This window comes from Adlercreutzia shanghongiae (assembly GCF_035830635.1).
In the GTDB taxonomy this organism is placed as follows: Bacteria; Actinomycetota; Coriobacteriia; order Coriobacteriales; family Eggerthellaceae; genus Adlercreutzia; species Adlercreutzia shanghongiae.
In genome coordinates this window covers 14,298-31,145 of the sequence record NZ_JAYMFI010000014.1, presented here as the reverse complement: position 1 = coordinate 31,145, position 16,848 = coordinate 14,298, and the positions used below count along the sequence as shown (strand labels likewise).

The following is a 16,848-nucleotide window of genomic DNA, read 5'->3' as shown; positions in this document are numbered from 1 at the left end:
GCCACGATGACCCAAATGGCCTCCATGGGCACTTGAATTCCGAACAGATCCATAGCGATCTCCTCCTAAAACGGCCGCGAAGGCGCAGCCGCGGACTTGCTGATGTTGGGTTCATAGTACCCCGAAGGTGCGCCTTTCGCAAGGAAAAACCCCTCGCGTGCGGTAGGTGGAAACGTCATCGTTTCCCGCGAGTTGCCTTACGAGGCCGGACATGCGCCCAAGCGCTTTTCCAGGGCCTCCACGATGAGGCGCAGCGCCTTGATGCGGGCGTAGCGCTTGTCGTCGGACTCAAGCACGATCCAGGGGGCGAAGGTGGTGCTCGTCAGGCGGAACATGTCGTCGATGGCGGCTTTGTACTGGGGGTACTTCTCGCGGTTGCGCCAATCGTCTTCGGTGATCTTCCACTGCTTGGCCGGGTCGTCCTCGCGGTCCTGGAAGCGGCGCAGCTGCTCTTCGGGAGACACGTCCACCCAGAACTTCAGCAGGATGGCACCCCAGTCGACCAAATCGTGCTCGAACTCGTTGATCTCGTCGTAGGCGCGGGACCACTCGGCCGGGGTGGCGAAGCCCTCCACGCGCTCGACGAGCACGCGACCGTACCAGGAACGATCGTACATGCCCACATGGCCCGCCTTGGGCAGGCGCGTCCAGTAGCGCCAGAGGAAGGGGTGAGCGAGCTCGGGCTTGGTGGGCGCCGGCGACGGGAAGATGGTGTAGGCGCGGGCGTCAAGAGCCTGGGCGACGCGCTTGATGTTGCCGCCCTTGCCAGCGGCGTCCCAGCCCTCGTACATGAGGATGAGGGGCACGCGGCGCTGGAACATGATGTTCTCCAGGCGGAAGAGGCGCTCCTGCAGCTCCTTACGCTCGGCCTTGTACTCCTCAAGAGACAGCGCCAAGCTGTGGTCGATGCTATCAACCTGCGGGTAGTGCTTGACGATTTCAAAGCGCGATTCCTTGGGGGCCAGATCGTGGGCCGCATCGGCCTGGGCCTGGGCGCGGGCCAGGGCCGGGCCGGTCAGCATGCCACGGCCGGGCTTGACAAGCGGCGCCTCGGAACGGGCCGCCTCAGCTGCGACGGCCTCTTCGACGGCATGCTCCTCGGCGAGCAGCTCGTCGGCTGCCTCCTTGGCCGCCAGCGACGCCTTCAGCACGCCTTCGGCCTCCTTGCGCGCCAAGGCCTTTTCCAGGGCGTCAACCAGCGTACCGGCAATGGTGAGGTTCGTGCGGCGCTTGTCCTCGCCGTTGAGCAGCACCCAGGGGGCGAAATCGTAATCGCTGCGCTCGAGCAGGCGGTCGTACAGCTCGTAAGCCGCCTCGTAGCCGTGGTGGCTCTCGAGCTTCTTGTCGGTGACGCGCCAGCGGGTCACCGGGTCGTCGTGCAAGCGGCGCAAGCGTTCCACCTGGGCCTTCTTGGTCATGTGCACAAAGAACTTCACTACCACGTAGCCGTCCGCGGTAAGCTGCTGCTCGAAGTCGTGGATGGAGTCCAGATAGTGACGCTCCTGCTTTTTGGGCAGCAGCAGCTTAGCCGGAGCATTGTAGAGCATGTGTTGAATGACCTCGGAATACCAGCCGCGATCGTAGAACGTGATGGAGTTGCGCTCGCCCAAGGCCTTCCAGAACGGCTGCATGAGGGGGTAGAAGCCTGTCACGCCGCACTCGCGGCCGGCGAACTCGCGCTCGACTTCGGGGTCGAGGTCCATGCCCACGTACACGCTCGTGGAACGGGCATCCAAGTGGTACATGAGATCGGAGATGCGGCTGCCCTTGCCAGCGCCGTTCCATCCCTCGAACAGCACCACCAGGCCCACGCCCTCGTTGTGCGCCCGCTGCTGGAGCACCACGAGCTTCGCGAGCAGCTCGTCCCACCGCGCCTTGTATTCGGCCTTCTTCATCGGCTTCTTGTTGAACTTGACCTTATCGAGCATAACGTCCCTTTCTGCGTTCCGTTCGAAATCCCCTGCGCGCCCGGCGCCGTCCCTATCTACCGAACAGGCGGCGAAAAAAGCGCGTGACGGCGTTGCCCCGGGCGGCGGGCTCAACCACCGTGGCGGGAACGATGTCGCGGCGGGGAGCCGCGGCGTCGACGACCTCGGCCTGGGGCGCGGGGGCAGCAGGCTCGGCCGGAGCGGGCTCGACAGCGACGGGGCTGGCCGGGGCGGCACTCGCAGGCGCAGACTGCTCGGCCTTGGCCGCGTCCGTGCGCGCCGCGTCAGGCACCTTCTCCCCTTCCGCCTTCGCCGCACGGGCCTGGGCCGCGGCCACTTCCTGGGTCACGCCCTTGGTCACGGCCTCCAACACCGAAGCGGCCGTCGCCGTCGCCGCGGCGGCCATGGCGTCAGCGGCATCGCGCACGGCCTGGGCCTCGGCAGCCTCAAGCTCCGGTGAACGATGGGCGACGTACTCGGATTCCTCCTCGGTCACCACCTCATCGGCCTGTTTGTTCGAGACGGCCACTTCGCCCAGGGGAAACACCATGCGAGCGCTTCCCGAGCCGTTGGCCTCTTGGCGCGCGGCCAGCTCGGCGGCAACCAGGTGCATGCGCTGGGCCTCGGCGATGAGGTACTTCTGCGAATCGAACAGCTCCACGTCCCCGCTCTCGTCGCGCTCGGCGAACGAACCCAGCGGCGTGTAGGAACCGTCGGGCAGAAGCTCGCGCAGCTTCGCCGTATCGGAGTAGCAGATGCCCAGATACCCGAGCACTTGATTGCGCAGCGTGTCGTTCAGGATAGGCCAGGCGATCTCAATGCGCTTGTCCATGTTGCGGGTCATGAGGTCGGCGCTGGACAGGTAAATCTTGCAGTCATCACGCGGACCGAAGCCGTAGACGCGGCTGTGCTCGAGCAGCTGGCCGACGATGGACACCTCGCGCACGCGGTCGGTATAACCTTCCACGCCTGGCAGAATGCAGGAGATGCCGCGCACGAACAGATCGATGGGCACGCCGGCCTGGGAGGCCTCAACCAGCTTGTCGATGACTTCCTTATCGGTGATGGAGTTCGTCTTGAAGAACAGCCCCGATGGCTCGCCGCGACGGGCGCGCTCAATCTGCACGTCGATGTTGCGCAGGATGTTCTGCTTGATCATGAGCGGAGCCACCCACAGGATGTCATAGTTGTCCGAGGTGTTCTCCAGCGCCATGTTGCGGAAGAAGTCCGCCGCATCGTGGCCGATTTGCGAATCGCACGTAATGAACGAGAAGTCGGTGTAGAGCTTCGCGGTCTTCTCGTTGTAGTTGCCCGTGCCCAACTGGGTGATGTGCTGCAGGCCGTGCTCGGTTTGACGCGTGATGGTGCAAATCTTCGAATGCACCTTGAAGTTGCGGAAGCCGTAGATGACGTGGCAGCCGGCCTGCTCGAAGCGCTGGGACCACTCGATGTTGTTGGATTCATCGAAGCGGGCGCGCAGCTCGAAGAGCGCCGTTACTTCCTTGCCGTTTTCGGCGGCGTTGATAAGCGCCTCGGCCAAATGCGACTGGCTCGCCAGACGATAGAGCGTGATCTTGATGGAAACCACGGCCGGGTCGGTGGAGGCCTCGCGCAGAAGCTGCACGAAGGCGTCCATCGACTGGTAGGGATAGGACAGCAGCACCTCGTGGTCGGTCACCTGCTCGATGATGGAGCGGTTGCGGTCGAGGCAGGCGGGCCACTGCGGCGTGAAGGGCGCCTGGGTGAGGGCGGCGCGCTTATCGGCGGCCAAACGGCTGCCAAGACCCCAGGTGAAGCCCATGTTCAAGGGCACGCGCGTGACGAACAGCTGGTGTTCTCCCAGGCCGAGCTTATCCAACAGCAGCGATTTCACCGTGCGGGAGAGCGGCCGCTCGCTTTCCAGGCGCACCGGAGCCAGGCGGCTTCGACGCTTCAGAATGCGCTTCATGTGCTCGCGGTAATCCTCGCCCTGCTCTTCGGCGCCCTCCGTGGCATCCAAGTCGGCGTTGCGCGTGACGCAGATGATGTTGGTGTGCTTCACCGTGTACATAGAGAACACGTCGGCGGCGAACATCTCGATGGCATGCTCCACGAGCATGTACTGCAGACCGCGGCCCGGCAGCTCGATGACGCGGCTCGTCTGGCGCGGCAGCGGAATGACGCCAAGGGTGACGCCTTCGGCGCCGAGGTTCTTCGTGGCCTTGGCCTCGGCTTTGTCGCGAGCCTTCTCTTCCTTGCTACGCTCGTCCTTGGACTTCTTCTGCTTGGGCTTGGCCTGCTCATCCAGGCGCACGACGATGTACAGGCCGCCGTTTTCCAGATGCGGGAAGGGATGGCGGGCGTTGATAATCTGCGGAGAGAGGAAGGGCAGCACGTTGTTCACCACGTAATCGCGCATGTACTCGCGCTGCTCATCGGAGAGGTCCTCCTTGCGCAGGCCGCGGATATCCTGCTCGGCGAGCAGCGCGCGAACGCCCTCGTAGGTTTCCTCATAGTAGGGGTACAGCTCGTGGCAGCGCTTATAGATAGCGTCGAGCTGCTGGGCCGGCGTCATGCCAGATTTCGGGTCGATGATCGATTTCTTCAGAAGGGAGAGGTCGGTAAGCGAGCCCACGCGCACCATGAAGAACTCCTGCAAGTTGCTCCAAAAGATGGAGATGAAGTTCAGGCGCTCCAGCAACGGCACCGTGGGATCGGCGCCTTGGTCGAGCACGCGTTTATTGAAATCAAGCCAAGAAAGCTCGCGGTTCTGCATATAGGGGGGCTTCACCATCTCGGTGGTGGCGGTTTCCTTGGCGGCGTCCTTTGATGCTTGGGCTGCGTTCATAGGCTCAGGTCTTCTCCCTCGTAGTCGCTGGCCGAAAAAATTAAGCCGCGCACCGGAATGCGCGCGACTTTTATAGTGTACCACTCTTTGAAGTGTGTCTCGAATTTTGGCAACGGGATGTTAACGAGAAGATGGCAGTCATTCTTGACTATCGCTGTGACGATAGTAGAATAAGCTATCGTCACAGCGATAGCAAGGACCGTCATGGCAGAGGAATTGGCACTCTTTCACGGCTCAGGCCAGATAATCGAGCGTCCTGTTTTCGGACGGGGAAACCCCTATAACGATTACGGGCTGGGTTTTTACTGCACCGAGAACTTGGAGCTAGCCAAGGAATGGGGCGCCTCCGAGGAAACCGACGGATTCGCTAACCGCTATGCGCTCGACACGGCCGGTCTTTCCGAGCTCAACCTGAATGACGGCACCTACACCATTTTGCACTGGCTTGCCGTCTTGCTGGAGAACCGCGTCTTCCGTGTCTCGGGCGACATTGCGCCGCTCGCACGCGAGTTCGTCCTCAGTCGCTTCGCCGTCGATTACCGCACGTGCGATGTGATGCGCGGCTATCGGGCCGACGACTCGTACTTCTCGTTCGCGAATGCCTTTCTCAACAATGCGCTGTCGCTCTCACGTTTGGAAAAAGCCATGGCACTCGGCAACTTGGGCGAGCAGGTTGTGGTGCGCTCGGAGAAGGCATTTGAGCGTCTTCGGTTCAAGGGCGTCGAAAGCGCCGACCGCACCGTATACTATCCGCGCAAAATGGCTCGCGATCACGCAGCGCGCGCCATCTATCGCGAGGAACTCAAACTGACCGATCTTGACAGCGATTACACCATCAGGGATATCATGAGAGAAGATTGGGAGGCCGACGATGCGCGCCTACGACGAGTCCTATTTGAATGACGCCATGGACGCCCTCGGCGAGATGCTCGACTACGCCGTCATCGATTGCGGCTACGACGCCGATGAGTTCTTCGGCTGGTTCACCTCATCAGGCATAGCCGGACAGTTCGAACGGGGCAACCCCAAATTCGTGGCAGGCATGTCAGGCGTGGAAATCGCTCGAGAAGTGGTCTTTCGAACAACGGGGAGCCGCGAATCGTGCCCTGCCACCCAGCCTCTCGACCGCAGTCCCGAATACTGGACGGGCTGGATCCTGGCCTATTACCAGTGGTATCGCGCACTGCGGTTCTCGGATATCGCCGACGGCGGCTTGCCGCCCTCGGCTGTACTTAGCCGCTACATTCTGCACGAGGCCGACGTCACTAAATTCGTCGAAATAGCCGACCGCGTGCTTGCGTCCCAGGCCGAGCGGCCCGCTCCCCTGGCACGCATTCGCCGCAATCGCGGCATGACCCAGCAGGAGCTTTCTGATGCCGCAGGCGTATCGCTACGTATGGTGCAGCTTTATGAGCAGCGGCAAAACGACCTCTCGAAAGCGTCTGTCTCCGTCGTGCTTGCCCTAGCGCACGTGCTGGGATGCAAACCAGAGGACCTGCTGGAAAGCTAGGCCTCGCTCCCACTGACGAGCTTTAGCCCGATGATGCAGCCGACGAGGCCGGCGATGAGCAGAACGCGGGCGAGGCTGGCCGGCTCCGAGCCGGTGACCATACCGTAGACGACCGTGAGCGCCGCGCCGATACCCACCCACACCGCATAGGCCGTGCCCGTGGGCAGCGTCTTCACGGCGAAGGACAGCCCCAGCATGGAAAGCACCAAAGCCACGATGAACACAATGGTGGGCCCCACGTGGGTGAAGCCCTCGGACTTGCCGAGGGCTATGGCCCACACCGACTCCATGCACCCTGAGGCTATGAGCACGAGCCAGTTCATTACTCGTCGATCACCATGGTCGGGTTGTCGCGGGTGATGATCTCTTTGGCGAAGATGTCGGCGCCCAGGTAGCGCTCGACCATATCGGCCAGCTGGTCGGTGGCCGCAGCCAGGTCATCGGAGCGCGCCGGGTCCACGGACTCGATGATGAGGAAGGCCTTCTTCGACTCGTCGGTCAAGGCCGTGCGCTCCCCGTCGCGCCAGTTCCAGCAGCGGCAGATGGCGCCGGCGTTATCGAAGTAGCACAGCTCGCCTTCCAGCGTGGGGGCATCCTCGTCCTCGCCAAGCGGGCGGAAGGCGTCGCCGCCCTCGGTGATGCCGAGGCGGATGTCGCCGTCCATGGCATCGATGTCCTCGCCGCCCACGGGCAGCGCGTAAGCGAGCGACACGGTGTTGTAGATATCCACCGACGGCGTGATGGAGCCCACGGGATTGCCCTTCAGCACGCGCTTGAGCAGGTTCTCAATAGAGCAGCGCGCGCCCTTCTTCGTCTTGAACTTCTGGTAGGCGTCGCGCCAGACCGCCACCACCTCGTTCTGGGAGATGGTGTTGCTCTCCAGGTGCTGGTCAGCCTTGCCATTGGCCTCGGCAAGCGCCTTGGCGATAGCGGCGGCGTCCTCGGGCGTCACCTCGTCGGTGGGCTTCATGTTGTGGGCCACCACGATGCCGATGCTCGCATCGGGGAACAGGTTCCAGAACGACTCTTCCGTGACGAACTGCTTCATGCTGCGATCCTTTCTCCTCTCCGGCCGCCCGCGACCGGGTCGCACGCGCGCCGGGCAAACAAAAAGCGCCCACGGGGCGAGCATCTTCAAAGGCCTAACGATGCTCGCTCAGTGAGCGCTTCGCGCCTACCCGGCGGCAGGCTATGTACTTCAAGCTGGGTCCAATAATAGCATAGGGCTAGTTGGCGGGACCCACGGGGCACGAATCCTCCAAGAGCGTATTCACCAAAGCTTCGTCGCGGCGGCACCACAACGCCGCAAAACGAGCAAGGGCGGCGTAGAAGGTGCCCGCATAGTGAGCTTCGATGGCGTCGGCGAGCGAATCGATCCATCGGAGGAGGTGGTCCGTCAAAAACGTCAGCGATTGCAGCAAGCGATCCTGGCAACGCTGGGCATCATGCTCCTGGAAAGCCCCGAGGGCATCGGTGGCGAGCTTCGCCATGAAGTCGCATTCGAGACCGATGGCGTCATCGGCCACCTGACGATAACGCTCGGGGAGAAAGCCGGCCTGGCGATAGGCATCGCGCACCGAGAGAATGTCGCGATGGAACAGAACGCGCTTGCCGGTGGTATGCATAGTTTCCCAAGGAGAAGCCGCCAGCGTGTTCGGCCCCACGAAGATGCGCGTGTAAGCCTCGCGCGCCTCGGCGATAGCAGCATCGCGCTCAGCAGGCGGCAGTGCGAAGAAAGCCGCCATGCCTTCGTAGGCAGCGAGCAGCGCATCGGTGGTTTCGTCTTCCACCAAGGCCACCTCGTCGCGAGCATGATTGCTTACGACAATCTCGGCGAAGGCGCCGTCAGGCTCCTCGGCGAATCCGCGGGCAATCATGCCCCAGACGAACTGCCGATTCGCCAGCACCAGTTCCTTTGTTTCGTTGTCCACCGCCTGCTCCTTTTCCGTAACGAACGCTCGAAGGCCAACCAAGGAATCGGCCGCCGGACAAGGGAGGGGAGGCTGTCCGGCGGCCGAAAAAGGGAAGGCTACATGCGTAAGTCGCGATAGGCAGAATCCTGGACGCACTCGCGACCATCAATCAGCGTGCTCGGGTCGGTCATGTCGGCGCCGGGGCGGCACGCGATCTCCTGCACCGCGTCGGGGTGCTTAGCCGCCAGCTCGTCGTAGTCGCCGAACTCGAGGGCACGCATGCCGCAGGCAGCCACGCAAGTGGGCACACCGTCCTCAGGCCGGGTGTCAATGCAGGCGTTGCACTTGCCGGTGACCTTCTTGTCCTCAAGCAGAACCGGCACCCCGTAAGGACACGACTTCACGCAGGTCTCGCATCCGATGCAAATCTCGTCATCGTGCTGCACCGTGCCGTCTTCCTCGTCGCGGTACATGGCGCCCGTGGGGCAGTTGGCCACGCAGGCGGCATTCAGGCAGTGGTTGCAGGTATGCGAGATGTGGTACATCTTCGCCGTGGGGAACTCCCCCACCTCGTAGCTGGCCACCGCACGGTAGTTGATGCCGATAGGCAGGTCGTTCTTCTTCTTGCAAGCCACTTGGCAGGTCTTGCAGGCCACGCAGCGGCTGCTGTCGAAGTAAAAGGCTTTTCTCGCCATGATGGTATCCTCCTCTTAGATGCCGCTATTCCGGGCAGACAATCAGCTGGGTTTCGTAGTCGGGGACAAGTTCCCCGCCGCTCCACTTCTCCACCTGAACACTCACATTGTTGTAGCCGGACACGCCCATGCCCTTCGGCGCACCGCCGTAAAGGGTGTTGGGGCTGCCGCCGCGGTCGATGCCGTCCTCGTCCAGCTCGGGCCAGCTGCCGTTGGGCACGTCGATGGAACCGGGCACAATGCAGGCGCTGACAGCCGCCGTGCGCAGAATCTTCCCGTAGGGGCTGCTCACGAGAATCGGGTCACCATCGGCAATGCCACGCTCGGCAGCATCGGCTGCGCTAATGGTTACCGGTGCCTCGCAAGCCTCGCGCAGAGTGACCACGTTGTTGAAATCGGAGCAGGCCGTGCGCGGATAGTGGGTGTTGAACATGAGCAGCGGGAAGCCCTCGTCAGCCACAACCTCGTGATAGGTCGGATAGGGCTTGTACGTCTCGCCGGCCATGGCGGCGGTGTTGAACATATCGGCCTTCGCCTGGCAGTAGATCTCGAAAAGGCCCGAGGCGCTCGGACGCGGATCCGAGGCGGGATCGTTACGGAAGTCGGCCATGGCGATATGGTCATATTCGTCGCCGAAGGCGCGCTCAACCTGGTAGATGCCCTTCGCGCGCAGCTCTTCCAAGCCAATGAGTCCCTCCTGCGGCGTACCCTCAACGCCCCAGTTCGCGATATCCTCCTCGGTGATGGTCACGAGCGGCGTGGCGTTCTCGTTGCCGTCGTTGACGGTGGAGTTGGCCAGCTTGTTGAAGAACTGCTGCTCCTCGCTGAGGGGATAAACGTCCTTCGGGTTGTAGCCCAAACGCTCGAGCAGCTGCTCGTTGATCCACTGGTCGCTCTTGGCCTCGAAGGGCGTATCGGACACCTTCGAGTACACGAGCACCATCTCGCGGTCGCGGTCGCCGTTGTCGACGATTTGGTCGCGCTCGATGTTGGCCAAATCGGGCAGAATGATGTCGGCATAGGGCGTCGTCGCCGAGGGGACGAACTGCTGAATAACCACGAAGTCGAGCTTGCGCATGGCCTCGGCCATCTTCGACGAGTTCGGCACCGAGCGGCCGGAGCCGTCGCGACCACCGTACACGACGCGAATATCGCACTCGCGCTCCACCGGCTTGTTGAACACACCGGACCAGCAGCGGCCTGTGGACTGGTACTTCCCATTGATGATGGCGTCCCACACCTCGAGGCCGTTCACGAAATCGTCCTCGATGGTGCCCTCGACTTTGTTGGGGTCGTAGAGCGGGGCGAGCTCGGGCAACTCGATGTCCGCAGTACCGTCGCCGCCGGTGGAGACGATCTGCACGCCGCCCGGACCCTGACGGTCGACATAGTAATTGCCCAGGCCGTTGCCCGACTTGCCGATGTGGCCGCCCATGCAGGCCACGGCCATGTAGGCCTGGGGCAAGTCCTCGGCGCCGTTGCAGCGAGCGGCCGCATAGCCGTGAGAGAGCACCACGTCGTTGTCCTTGCCCATAGTCTCGGCGAACCACACGATGTCCTCCTCCGGAACGCCGCAGATGGCGCTCGCCCAGGCGGCGTTCTTGGGCGTCCCGTCGTAGGAGCCCTTCAGATAGCCGGCGTAGTTCTCCGTCGTGGCAGCATCGGCGGGCATCGACTCTTCGTCGAAGCCGATGCAGCAACGATGGAGGAAGTCGAGGTCGAGAATGCCGCCACGCTCTTCTTCAAGGCGCAGCATCTCGCCAGCCACGCCGATGTAGAAGGCGGTGTCGGTGCCAGGGCGCACCGGCATCCAGCGGGCATCCAGAGCGGCGGCAGACACGTTATAGGAGGGACCGACGTACACGAACTCGGCGCCGTTGTCCTTGGCGGCGCGGAAGAAGTACGACGGATTGCCGTTGGAGCCCCAACCCGGGTTCTGGCCCGACAGCACGATGACCTTGGCGTTCTTGATGAGGTCCATGCGATCGTTCACCATGCACTCGCCGCCATAGGACAGCCCCAGGTACTCGGTGTTGGCCGTGTAGGTGCCGTAGGAGATGGAGTCGGAAACGGCCAGATAACCGCCGAGCGCGTTCAGGAGCGGCGCCACCGTGGCGCGACCACCGGACAGATTGCAGGGCATGAACACCGCGCGGGGACCGTACTCGGTGTAGACCTTCTTCAGCTGGTCGGCCACGTAGTCGAGGGCCTCATCCCAGCTAATGCGCTCGTAGCCCTCTTTGCCGCGCAGGTCGCCATGAGGGTCTTCCGGCGTCCAACTCACGCGCTTGAGCGGATACTTGATACGATCGGCACCCATCTCGAATTCCACCAGGGAACGGCCACGCAGGCAACCGCGCTGCTGCGGGCACTCGATGGAATCCTCATGAGTGTCGTCGGTCTTCTGGCGAATAACCACTCCGTCTTGCACGAGCGCCTGATTCATGCAGCGGGTACCGCAGCCATGCAGGCAGGCCAGGGTCTTCCACTCGCCTGCCGGCTGCACAGAGGCGCCCTCACCCTCCTCGGTGCCGCCCGTCTCGCTCAGACGGTTGTCGCAGCCGTAAAGCGATGCCGATGCACCCAGCGCTGTCGCGGCGGCAACACCAGCAGCCACAAAGTTGCGGCGGTCCATGTTGAGGCTGTTGAGCTTAATCTCGCCCATATTCCTCCCCCTTCTTTTCTGGGAATTTTCCTCGATGGCATCGAGAATATCCAGCCCCTGGAGAAACAGCTATAAACCAAATCTCATATCTTTCCGACAACTTATTGCGGAAATATTACTCGTTGCGAAGGGAAGTTGCCGAGAAAACCGTTTCTTATGCCCGAGGGGCGAACCGATGAAGTATGATATGCAAAATCGTGAAAGGTTCTTTTTATGACGGAAATTGATGGCCAGAAAACGTTACTCGTATATCTTGATGAAGCGGGCGACATGTATTTCGGCGACTCGGGAACCCGCTTTTTTTCTCTATACCGGCCTCGTTTTAACGGGCGAAGGCTTTCCCCTGCACAGGGCGCTGCTCGAGTGTCGCTATGCGGTCATCGCGGCGCAGGGACGGTTCAGCAACAGTCACGAGCGCAATGATTATTTTCACGCCACGGAAGACTCGCTTGAAACAAGGGAGCGTGTTTTCTCCACGTTGAGGAAGCATTCGAACGACGCTCGCGGCTACGCGGCAATACTTGAGAAAGCGGCTCTAGCGCCAAACCGGCAAACGCCCGAGGAGCTATTCCAAACCGCAGCCCAAAGCCTCCTCAGCGCCCTTGTGACCACAGAGACCCGCAATGCCTCATACAGTCATATCAGCATCATGCTCGACTCAATTCCGGTGCAAAAGAAACGCAAGGCCATCGTCGGGACCCTCAAACGCGCATTGGCAACGGTGCTGGAAGGAACCGGCATGACCTTTACGGTTATGCCCATGGCCTCTAAAAGCGATTTGGCCCTCCAAGCTGTCGATTACTATGCCTGGGCGCTCTATCGAAAATGGGAATCGAACGACCCTTCACAACTGGCGCGACTTGGCGATGTCTCAATTCATACCATCCGCGTAGCGCCCTCGTAAGCAACCGCAAATCCAAAAAAAACAAAACGACCCCCCCAGCTATCCGTAGGGAAGAGCAGCGGAGCTCTTGTCGCTGGGGAGGAACCCTTTCGTATTTATCATAGCACATCGCGATGAATGCGAGCCGCTCTTTCCCGAGCTTCGCAAAAAATCGCCCCCTCTCTCTGAAAGGGCCATAAACCAAATCTCATATCTTTCCGACAAGTTATTGCGGAAATATTACTTCGATGACGCCGCCCAGGTCAAAGCCCTCTTGACCCATCGTCATTTTCCAGAGACCTTCTTACCCCTTAGCTTGCAAATGCAGTAGACTTACCCCAAGGGATTCAAGCGCCTTACGGGTACGAGGCGCAGCCGAGGGGAGGGGCCGCCCATGCGCATCAAGCTTCGCACGAAGATCGCCGTGCTGGTGCTCGGCGTGGTGGCCGCGTTCCTCGTGGCGAACGTGGTGTGGGAGTCGGACCGCTCCGAGAAGCTGAAAGAGACCGAACTGGTGCAACAGGCCCGGGCGCTGTCGGCCAACATGGAGGCCGTCTGGGAGTTCATGAACAAGAACCAGGACAAGATCAATTACGACAGCGCGGGCAATTTCGAGTTCAAGGGCCTGCAATGCTCCATCGCGGGCCGCTCCGTCGGCGCCTTCTTCTCCCGCGACACCGACTATTCCGTGCGTTACGTGAGCGACACGCCGCGCAACGTCGCCGATACGCCCGACGCCTTCGAGCAGGCAGCCATCGACGCTTTCCGCGCCGACCCGCATCTTACGGAGTATTACGAGTTCGCCGACGTGGACGGTCGCCAGGTGTTCCGTTTCGCCGAGCCCATGGTGCTGGATGCCAGCTGCCTGTCGTGCCACGGAGAACCCGCCGGCGAGATCGACCTTTCCGGCTATCCGCGCGAGGGCCTGCCCGAAGGCTATGTGTATGGCGCACTTTCCATGCAGATTCCCACCGAGGCCTTCGTGGCTGCCTCCAACCAAAATGCCGCGCTCAACATCGGCTTCTCGCTGGCGCTTATCGTCGCTTGCGTCGCCATCATCTCCGTGGCCATGTCGCACTTGGTCACGCGCCCGCTCGCCCAAGTGCGCTCGGCCATGGAAGAGGTGGGCGAAGGCGACTACTCGGCCCGACTTCCCATGGACAAGTCCTCTGACGAGATGACGGTGCTTTCCAGCGGTTTCAACGAGATGGCCGCCCAGCTGGAGAAGACAGCAAGCCATCTGGAAGAGCTCGTTGCCGAGCGCACGCTCGCCCTGGAGCACGCCAACACCGAACTGGAGCGCCAAAGTGCCGCCTTGGAAGAAGCCAACGAGGCCTTGACCGAAGAGAACCAGTACCGCAGCGACTTTCTGGCTATGATGAGCCACGAGTTGAAGACGCCGCTGGCCGCCTCCATGGCTTTCGCTGACATTCTGCGCGAGCGACGAGAGGCCGGCGCGATGACCGAAGAGGACGAGCGGCTCTGGCACGAGATGGAGAGCAACCACAAGACGCTGCTGTCGCTCATCAACAACATCCTGGAGATGGCCCGCATCGACGCCGGACGCGAGAGCTTCCATCCGGAGCTGATGGACATCGGGGACATGGTAGGACTCGTCCAGTCGACCATCGCTCCCCTTGCGGACCAAAAGTCCATCACCCTGGAGTACCGCATCGGCGAGGTGCCCCTGTTCGTTGCCGATGCCGAGAAGCTGAGGCGCATCGTGGAGAATCTCATGAGCAACGCCGTGAAGTTCACGCCCGAGGGCGGACGCATCCTGTTCGCCGTGGAGCATCGTGTCGACGCGGAAGTCATCGACTTTTCCGTGTCCGATACCGGCTGCGGCATTCCCGCGACAAGCCAGGCTACCATCTTCGACCGCTTCGTGCAGGCCGACAGCTCGTCCTCGCGCGCCTACGGCGGCAGCGGGCTGGGGCTCGCACTCGTGCGCGAGCTGGCCGAAATGCACGGGGGCGCCGTAGCGCTTGAGAGCGTCGTCGACGAGGGCTCCACCTTTACCGTGAGTATCCCCGATGACATTCCCCTGATAGATACCGAGAACGAGAGAGCTGCGGACGACAGCGGCCGCAGCCGGGAGACACACTAGGGCCGCTTGGGAGAGGAGACCCATGGACAAGATTCTGCTCATTGACGACGATCCGAGCCTGCAGCTGGCGCTGCAGCACCTGGTAACCGAGGCGGGCTACGCGTTCTGCTGTGCCGGCACCGGGCGGGAGGGGCTCGAGCTCATCGACGCGGAGCGGCCCGACTTGGTGCTGCTGGACGTGATGATGCCCGGCATGAACGGCTACGACGTGTGCACCGCCCTGCGCGAGCGCGGCCACCGCGTGCCCATCATCTTCCTGTCAGCCAAGGGCGACATCGTGGACAAGTCCATCGGGTTCAAGGCCGGCGGGGACGACTACCTGGTGAAACCCTTCGACAACAGCGAGCTTTTGCTGCGCATTGAGGCGCATCTGCGCCGGCACAAGGGCGACTTGGCCTTCGCTCGCGCGAGCGCTCAGAACGGCTACACCACCGTGGGCGACCTGTCCATCTCCTTCGGGAAGTACCTCGTGGAAAAGAACGGCCAGCCGCTCGATCTGACGAGCAAGGAGTTCGAGATACTGGCGCTTCTGGCCGCCAACCCGGGGCAGGTGTACACGCGCCAGCAAATTTACGAGCACATCTGGGGCGAGGGCGCCGTGGTGGACGCGAGCTCCATCACCGTGTTCATCCGCCGCATCCGCGAGAAGATAGAGGACAACGCCAGCCAGCCGAAGTACCTGCTCACCGTCTGGGGCGTCGGCTACAAGTTCGCGGAGTAAGCTTAGAGCCGTTCCATCCCTATGCAGTTCACGCCGTTCGACTCGCAGATTGCCCGCAGTTTCTTGTCCAGCGTAAAGAGCGTCGCGGCGTTGCGCCGAGCGACGGAGAGATACAGCATGTCGTATAGGGGGTGGTTATTCTGAATGGACAGATGCAGCGCTTCGATAAGGATCTCCTCAGCAGGCACGAACCTATCGACCAGATCAACGATAGCCTCGAGGAATATATGGGAACCCTCTTCGTCAAGTTGCCCCGCTCGCACGTACTTCCACGCGACATTAGCCGCTTCTGTAAGATAGAAATGCGGAGCAATGATTTCCTCGCCAGTTAAGATCAAATCCCCGAGTGCCTTTCCCTCCTCGGCCCCTTGCGCCATGGCGACACCGGCATTCACATCGAGCACGATCATGGCTACGACACCTCGCCTTCGAAGGAAGAACTCAGTGCAACCGGGTCAAGCGCTCGCCAAACCCTATCCGAAAGCTCGTCGCGTCCTTCGCGCACAAGCGCCACGATCTCGTCCGTTGAAGGCTTTGGACCCTTCCATGGTATCTCGTCAAATCTCTTGAGAATCTGCTGGCGCTTGCCCCTTCGCGCTTCCCTCGCTTCATCGGTCTCGCACCGGCCGATGTATCCGGACTTTTCGAAAGCGCCACACCGTCGACCTAAGCCTTCCGCTGTCGAAAAGTCCCGCTCTCGCGATGGCACCGATTCAGTATCAAGCGCAATTGAAGCGGCCAGCATCTCCTCCACGGCGATAATGGTTTGCTGGGCGATGGAGCGGTGGTTGCGCGCCGCGCACTCTTTCAGCTGGTCATACAGGGTCGCGGGAAAGTCCCTCACTTGCAGCGCCGGCATGGCAGCCTCCTTCGCTCATCTTTCGTTGCATGCATTATATCTACTTTTGCATGCGTTGCAAACATGCAACATCTATTGAATCAATGATATATTGCAGCGATTGAAGCGAAGGTACTGGCCATCCTCTACGGTGAAGGTGTCTGAGCCGCTAAAAGTGCCTGAGGCGATGGCCGTACGGCCGGGCTCGCTGCTGCCGGTAATGTTCCAGTAACCGCGATCTTCACCAGGGGCAACAGCCCGATAGGTTCCCGCAGGTATATCAACACCGACCTTATACATGCCCGCGCGCCGATCAGGATTCAGCTCGTGAGGATAGCGCTCAAATGGGATGGCGCGAGCATGGTCGTGCTCGATACGTTGTCCCTCCGAAACGGTAAGAATAGCAGGGCCTTCAAACAACCCTTCGTCAAGAAGCTCTGCAGAATCAAGGGACTCGTAGACCTTGTAACGACCCGAGGGATCTGGCTCGAAAACGTATTCGCCAGGAGGCAATGTGTCGCCCACAAGGTACGACCCCGACGGGTACTCGGCATCAGAAGGCCCTTCTCCGACAGTTGGCTGAGAGCCCGGACGGTCATCAGAGCCTACCGAAACGTCTTGCTCGTTGGACACTCCCGCCTCAACGTTCGCACCATCTTGCATGTCGTCTTCTTGAACGGTACCGCAGCCCTGCATTGCCATAATCCCGCAGAGCAGCATGAACGGCAAAATCGCTGTCAGAGCTCTTCTTGGCATGATTC

General features: G+C 61.5%; 15 protein-coding genes. 5 read left to right on the top strand and 10 right to left on the bottom strand.

Annotated features, from left to right (window positions below; genetic code table 11):
- Nucleotides 1-197: 197 nt before the first annotated feature.
- Both VJ923_RS07840 and ppk1 read right to left on the bottom strand, forming a co-directional pair.
- Nucleotides 198-1,928 (bottom strand): polyphosphate--AMP phosphotransferase, encoded by a 1,731-nt coding sequence (locus VJ923_RS07840; RefSeq protein WP_326440265.1) that lies wholly within the window; start codon nucleotides 1,926-1,928, stop codon nucleotides 198-200.
- Nucleotides 1,929-1,980: 52 nt separating this feature from the next.
- On the bottom strand, nucleotides 1,981-4,755 hold the full coding sequence (ppk1, locus tag VJ923_RS07835; protein WP_326440264.1) for a polyphosphate kinase 1: 2,775 nt from the start codon (nucleotides 4,753-4,755) through the stop codon (nucleotides 1,981-1,983).
- 204 nt (nucleotides 4,756-4,959) lie between these two features.
- Here ppk1 and VJ923_RS07830 point away from each other — a divergent pair, with 204 nt between their 5' ends.
- Both VJ923_RS07830 and VJ923_RS07825 read left to right on the top strand, forming a co-directional pair.
- Nucleotides 4,960-5,658 (top strand): DUF3990 domain-containing protein, encoded by a 699-nt coding sequence (locus VJ923_RS07830; protein ID WP_326440262.1) that lies wholly within the window; start codon nucleotides 4,960-4,962, stop codon nucleotides 5,656-5,658.
- On the top strand, nucleotides 5,627-6,265 hold the full coding sequence (locus tag VJ923_RS07825) for a helix-turn-helix domain-containing protein (protein ID WP_326440261.1): 639 nt from the start codon (nucleotides 5,627-5,629) through the stop codon (nucleotides 6,263-6,265). Before VJ923_RS07830 ends, VJ923_RS07825 begins: the two co-directional genes overlap by 32 nt.
- On the opposite strand, the gene VJ923_RS07820 is transcribed toward VJ923_RS07825, so the two are convergent.
- From VJ923_RS07820 to VJ923_RS07800, 5 genes are all read right to left on the bottom strand, one after another.
- A complete protein-coding gene (locus tag VJ923_RS07820; RefSeq protein ID WP_326440259.1) occupies nucleotides 6,262-6,576 on the bottom strand; it encodes a DMT family transporter in 315 nt (104 codons plus the stop codon). The two genes, VJ923_RS07825 and VJ923_RS07820, sit on opposite strands and share 4 nt — an antisense overlap.
- Nucleotides 6,577-6,587: 11 nt before the next feature.
- Nucleotides 6,588-7,313 carry a B3/B4 domain-containing protein gene (locus tag VJ923_RS07815; protein ID WP_326440257.1) on the bottom strand — a complete coding sequence of 242 codons (726 nt, stop codon included), beginning with the start codon at nucleotides 7,311-7,313 and terminating at the stop codon, nucleotides 6,588-6,590.
- Between the two features lie 178 nt (nucleotides 7,314-7,491).
- Nucleotides 7,492-8,196 carry a TorD/DmsD family molecular chaperone gene (locus VJ923_RS07810; RefSeq protein ID WP_326440255.1) on the bottom strand — a complete coding sequence of 235 codons (705 nt, stop codon included), beginning with the start codon at nucleotides 8,194-8,196 and terminating at the stop codon, nucleotides 7,492-7,494.
- Between the two features lie 98 nt (nucleotides 8,197-8,294).
- Complete coding sequence (locus VJ923_RS07805) at nucleotides 8,295-8,873, bottom strand: 4Fe-4S dicluster domain-containing protein (RefSeq protein WP_326440253.1); 579 nt, start codon at nucleotides 8,871-8,873, stop codon at nucleotides 8,295-8,297.
- Nucleotides 8,874-8,898: 25 nt separating this feature from the next.
- Nucleotides 8,899-11,538 (bottom strand): molybdopterin-dependent oxidoreductase, encoded by a 2,640-nt coding sequence (locus VJ923_RS07800; RefSeq protein ID WP_326440252.1) that lies wholly within the window; start codon nucleotides 11,536-11,538, stop codon nucleotides 8,899-8,901.
- A 226-nt stretch (nucleotides 11,539-11,764) separates the two neighbouring features.
- Between VJ923_RS07800 and VJ923_RS07795 the strand changes: the two genes are divergently transcribed.
- From VJ923_RS07795 to VJ923_RS07785, 3 genes are all read left to right on the top strand, one after another.
- Complete coding sequence (locus VJ923_RS07795; RefSeq protein ID WP_326440251.1) at nucleotides 11,765-12,442, top strand: DUF3800 domain-containing protein; 678 nt, start codon at nucleotides 11,765-11,767, stop codon at nucleotides 12,440-12,442.
- 373 nt (nucleotides 12,443-12,815) lie between these two features.
- On the top strand, nucleotides 12,816-14,528 hold the full coding sequence (locus VJ923_RS07790) for an ATP-binding protein (RefSeq protein WP_326440249.1): 1,713 nt from the start codon (nucleotides 12,816-12,818) through the stop codon (nucleotides 14,526-14,528).
- Nucleotides 14,529-14,550: 22 nt separating this feature from the next.
- The gene (locus VJ923_RS07785) at nucleotides 14,551-15,249 is read left to right on the top strand and encodes a response regulator transcription factor (RefSeq protein ID WP_326440248.1); all 699 of its coding nucleotides are present in this window, start codon (nucleotides 14,551-14,553) and stop codon (nucleotides 15,247-15,249) included.
- A 2-nt stretch (nucleotides 15,250-15,251) separates the two neighbouring features.
- Here the strand turns inward: VJ923_RS07785 and VJ923_RS07780 are convergent, their stop codons facing one another.
- The 3 genes from VJ923_RS07780 to VJ923_RS07770 all read right to left on the bottom strand — a co-directional run bounded on the left by VJ923_RS07780 (nucleotide 15,252) and on the right by VJ923_RS07770 (nucleotide 16,843).
- The gene (locus VJ923_RS07780) at nucleotides 15,252-15,659 is read right to left on the bottom strand and encodes a type II toxin-antitoxin system VapC family toxin (protein WP_326440247.1); all 408 of its coding nucleotides are present in this window, start codon (nucleotides 15,657-15,659) and stop codon (nucleotides 15,252-15,254) included.
- 2 nt (nucleotides 15,660-15,661) lie between these two features.
- Nucleotides 15,662-16,108: an argininosuccinate lyase gene (locus VJ923_RS07775; protein ID WP_326440246.1), complete on the bottom strand. Its 447-nt coding sequence runs from the start codon at nucleotides 16,106-16,108 to the stop codon at nucleotides 15,662-15,664.
- Between the two features lie 72 nt (nucleotides 16,109-16,180).
- Nucleotides 16,181-16,843 carry a hypothetical protein gene (locus VJ923_RS07770; protein ID WP_326440245.1) on the bottom strand — a complete coding sequence of 221 codons (663 nt, stop codon included), beginning with the start codon at nucleotides 16,841-16,843 and terminating at the stop codon, nucleotides 16,181-16,183.
- Nucleotides 16,844-16,848: the final 5 nt, after the last annotated feature.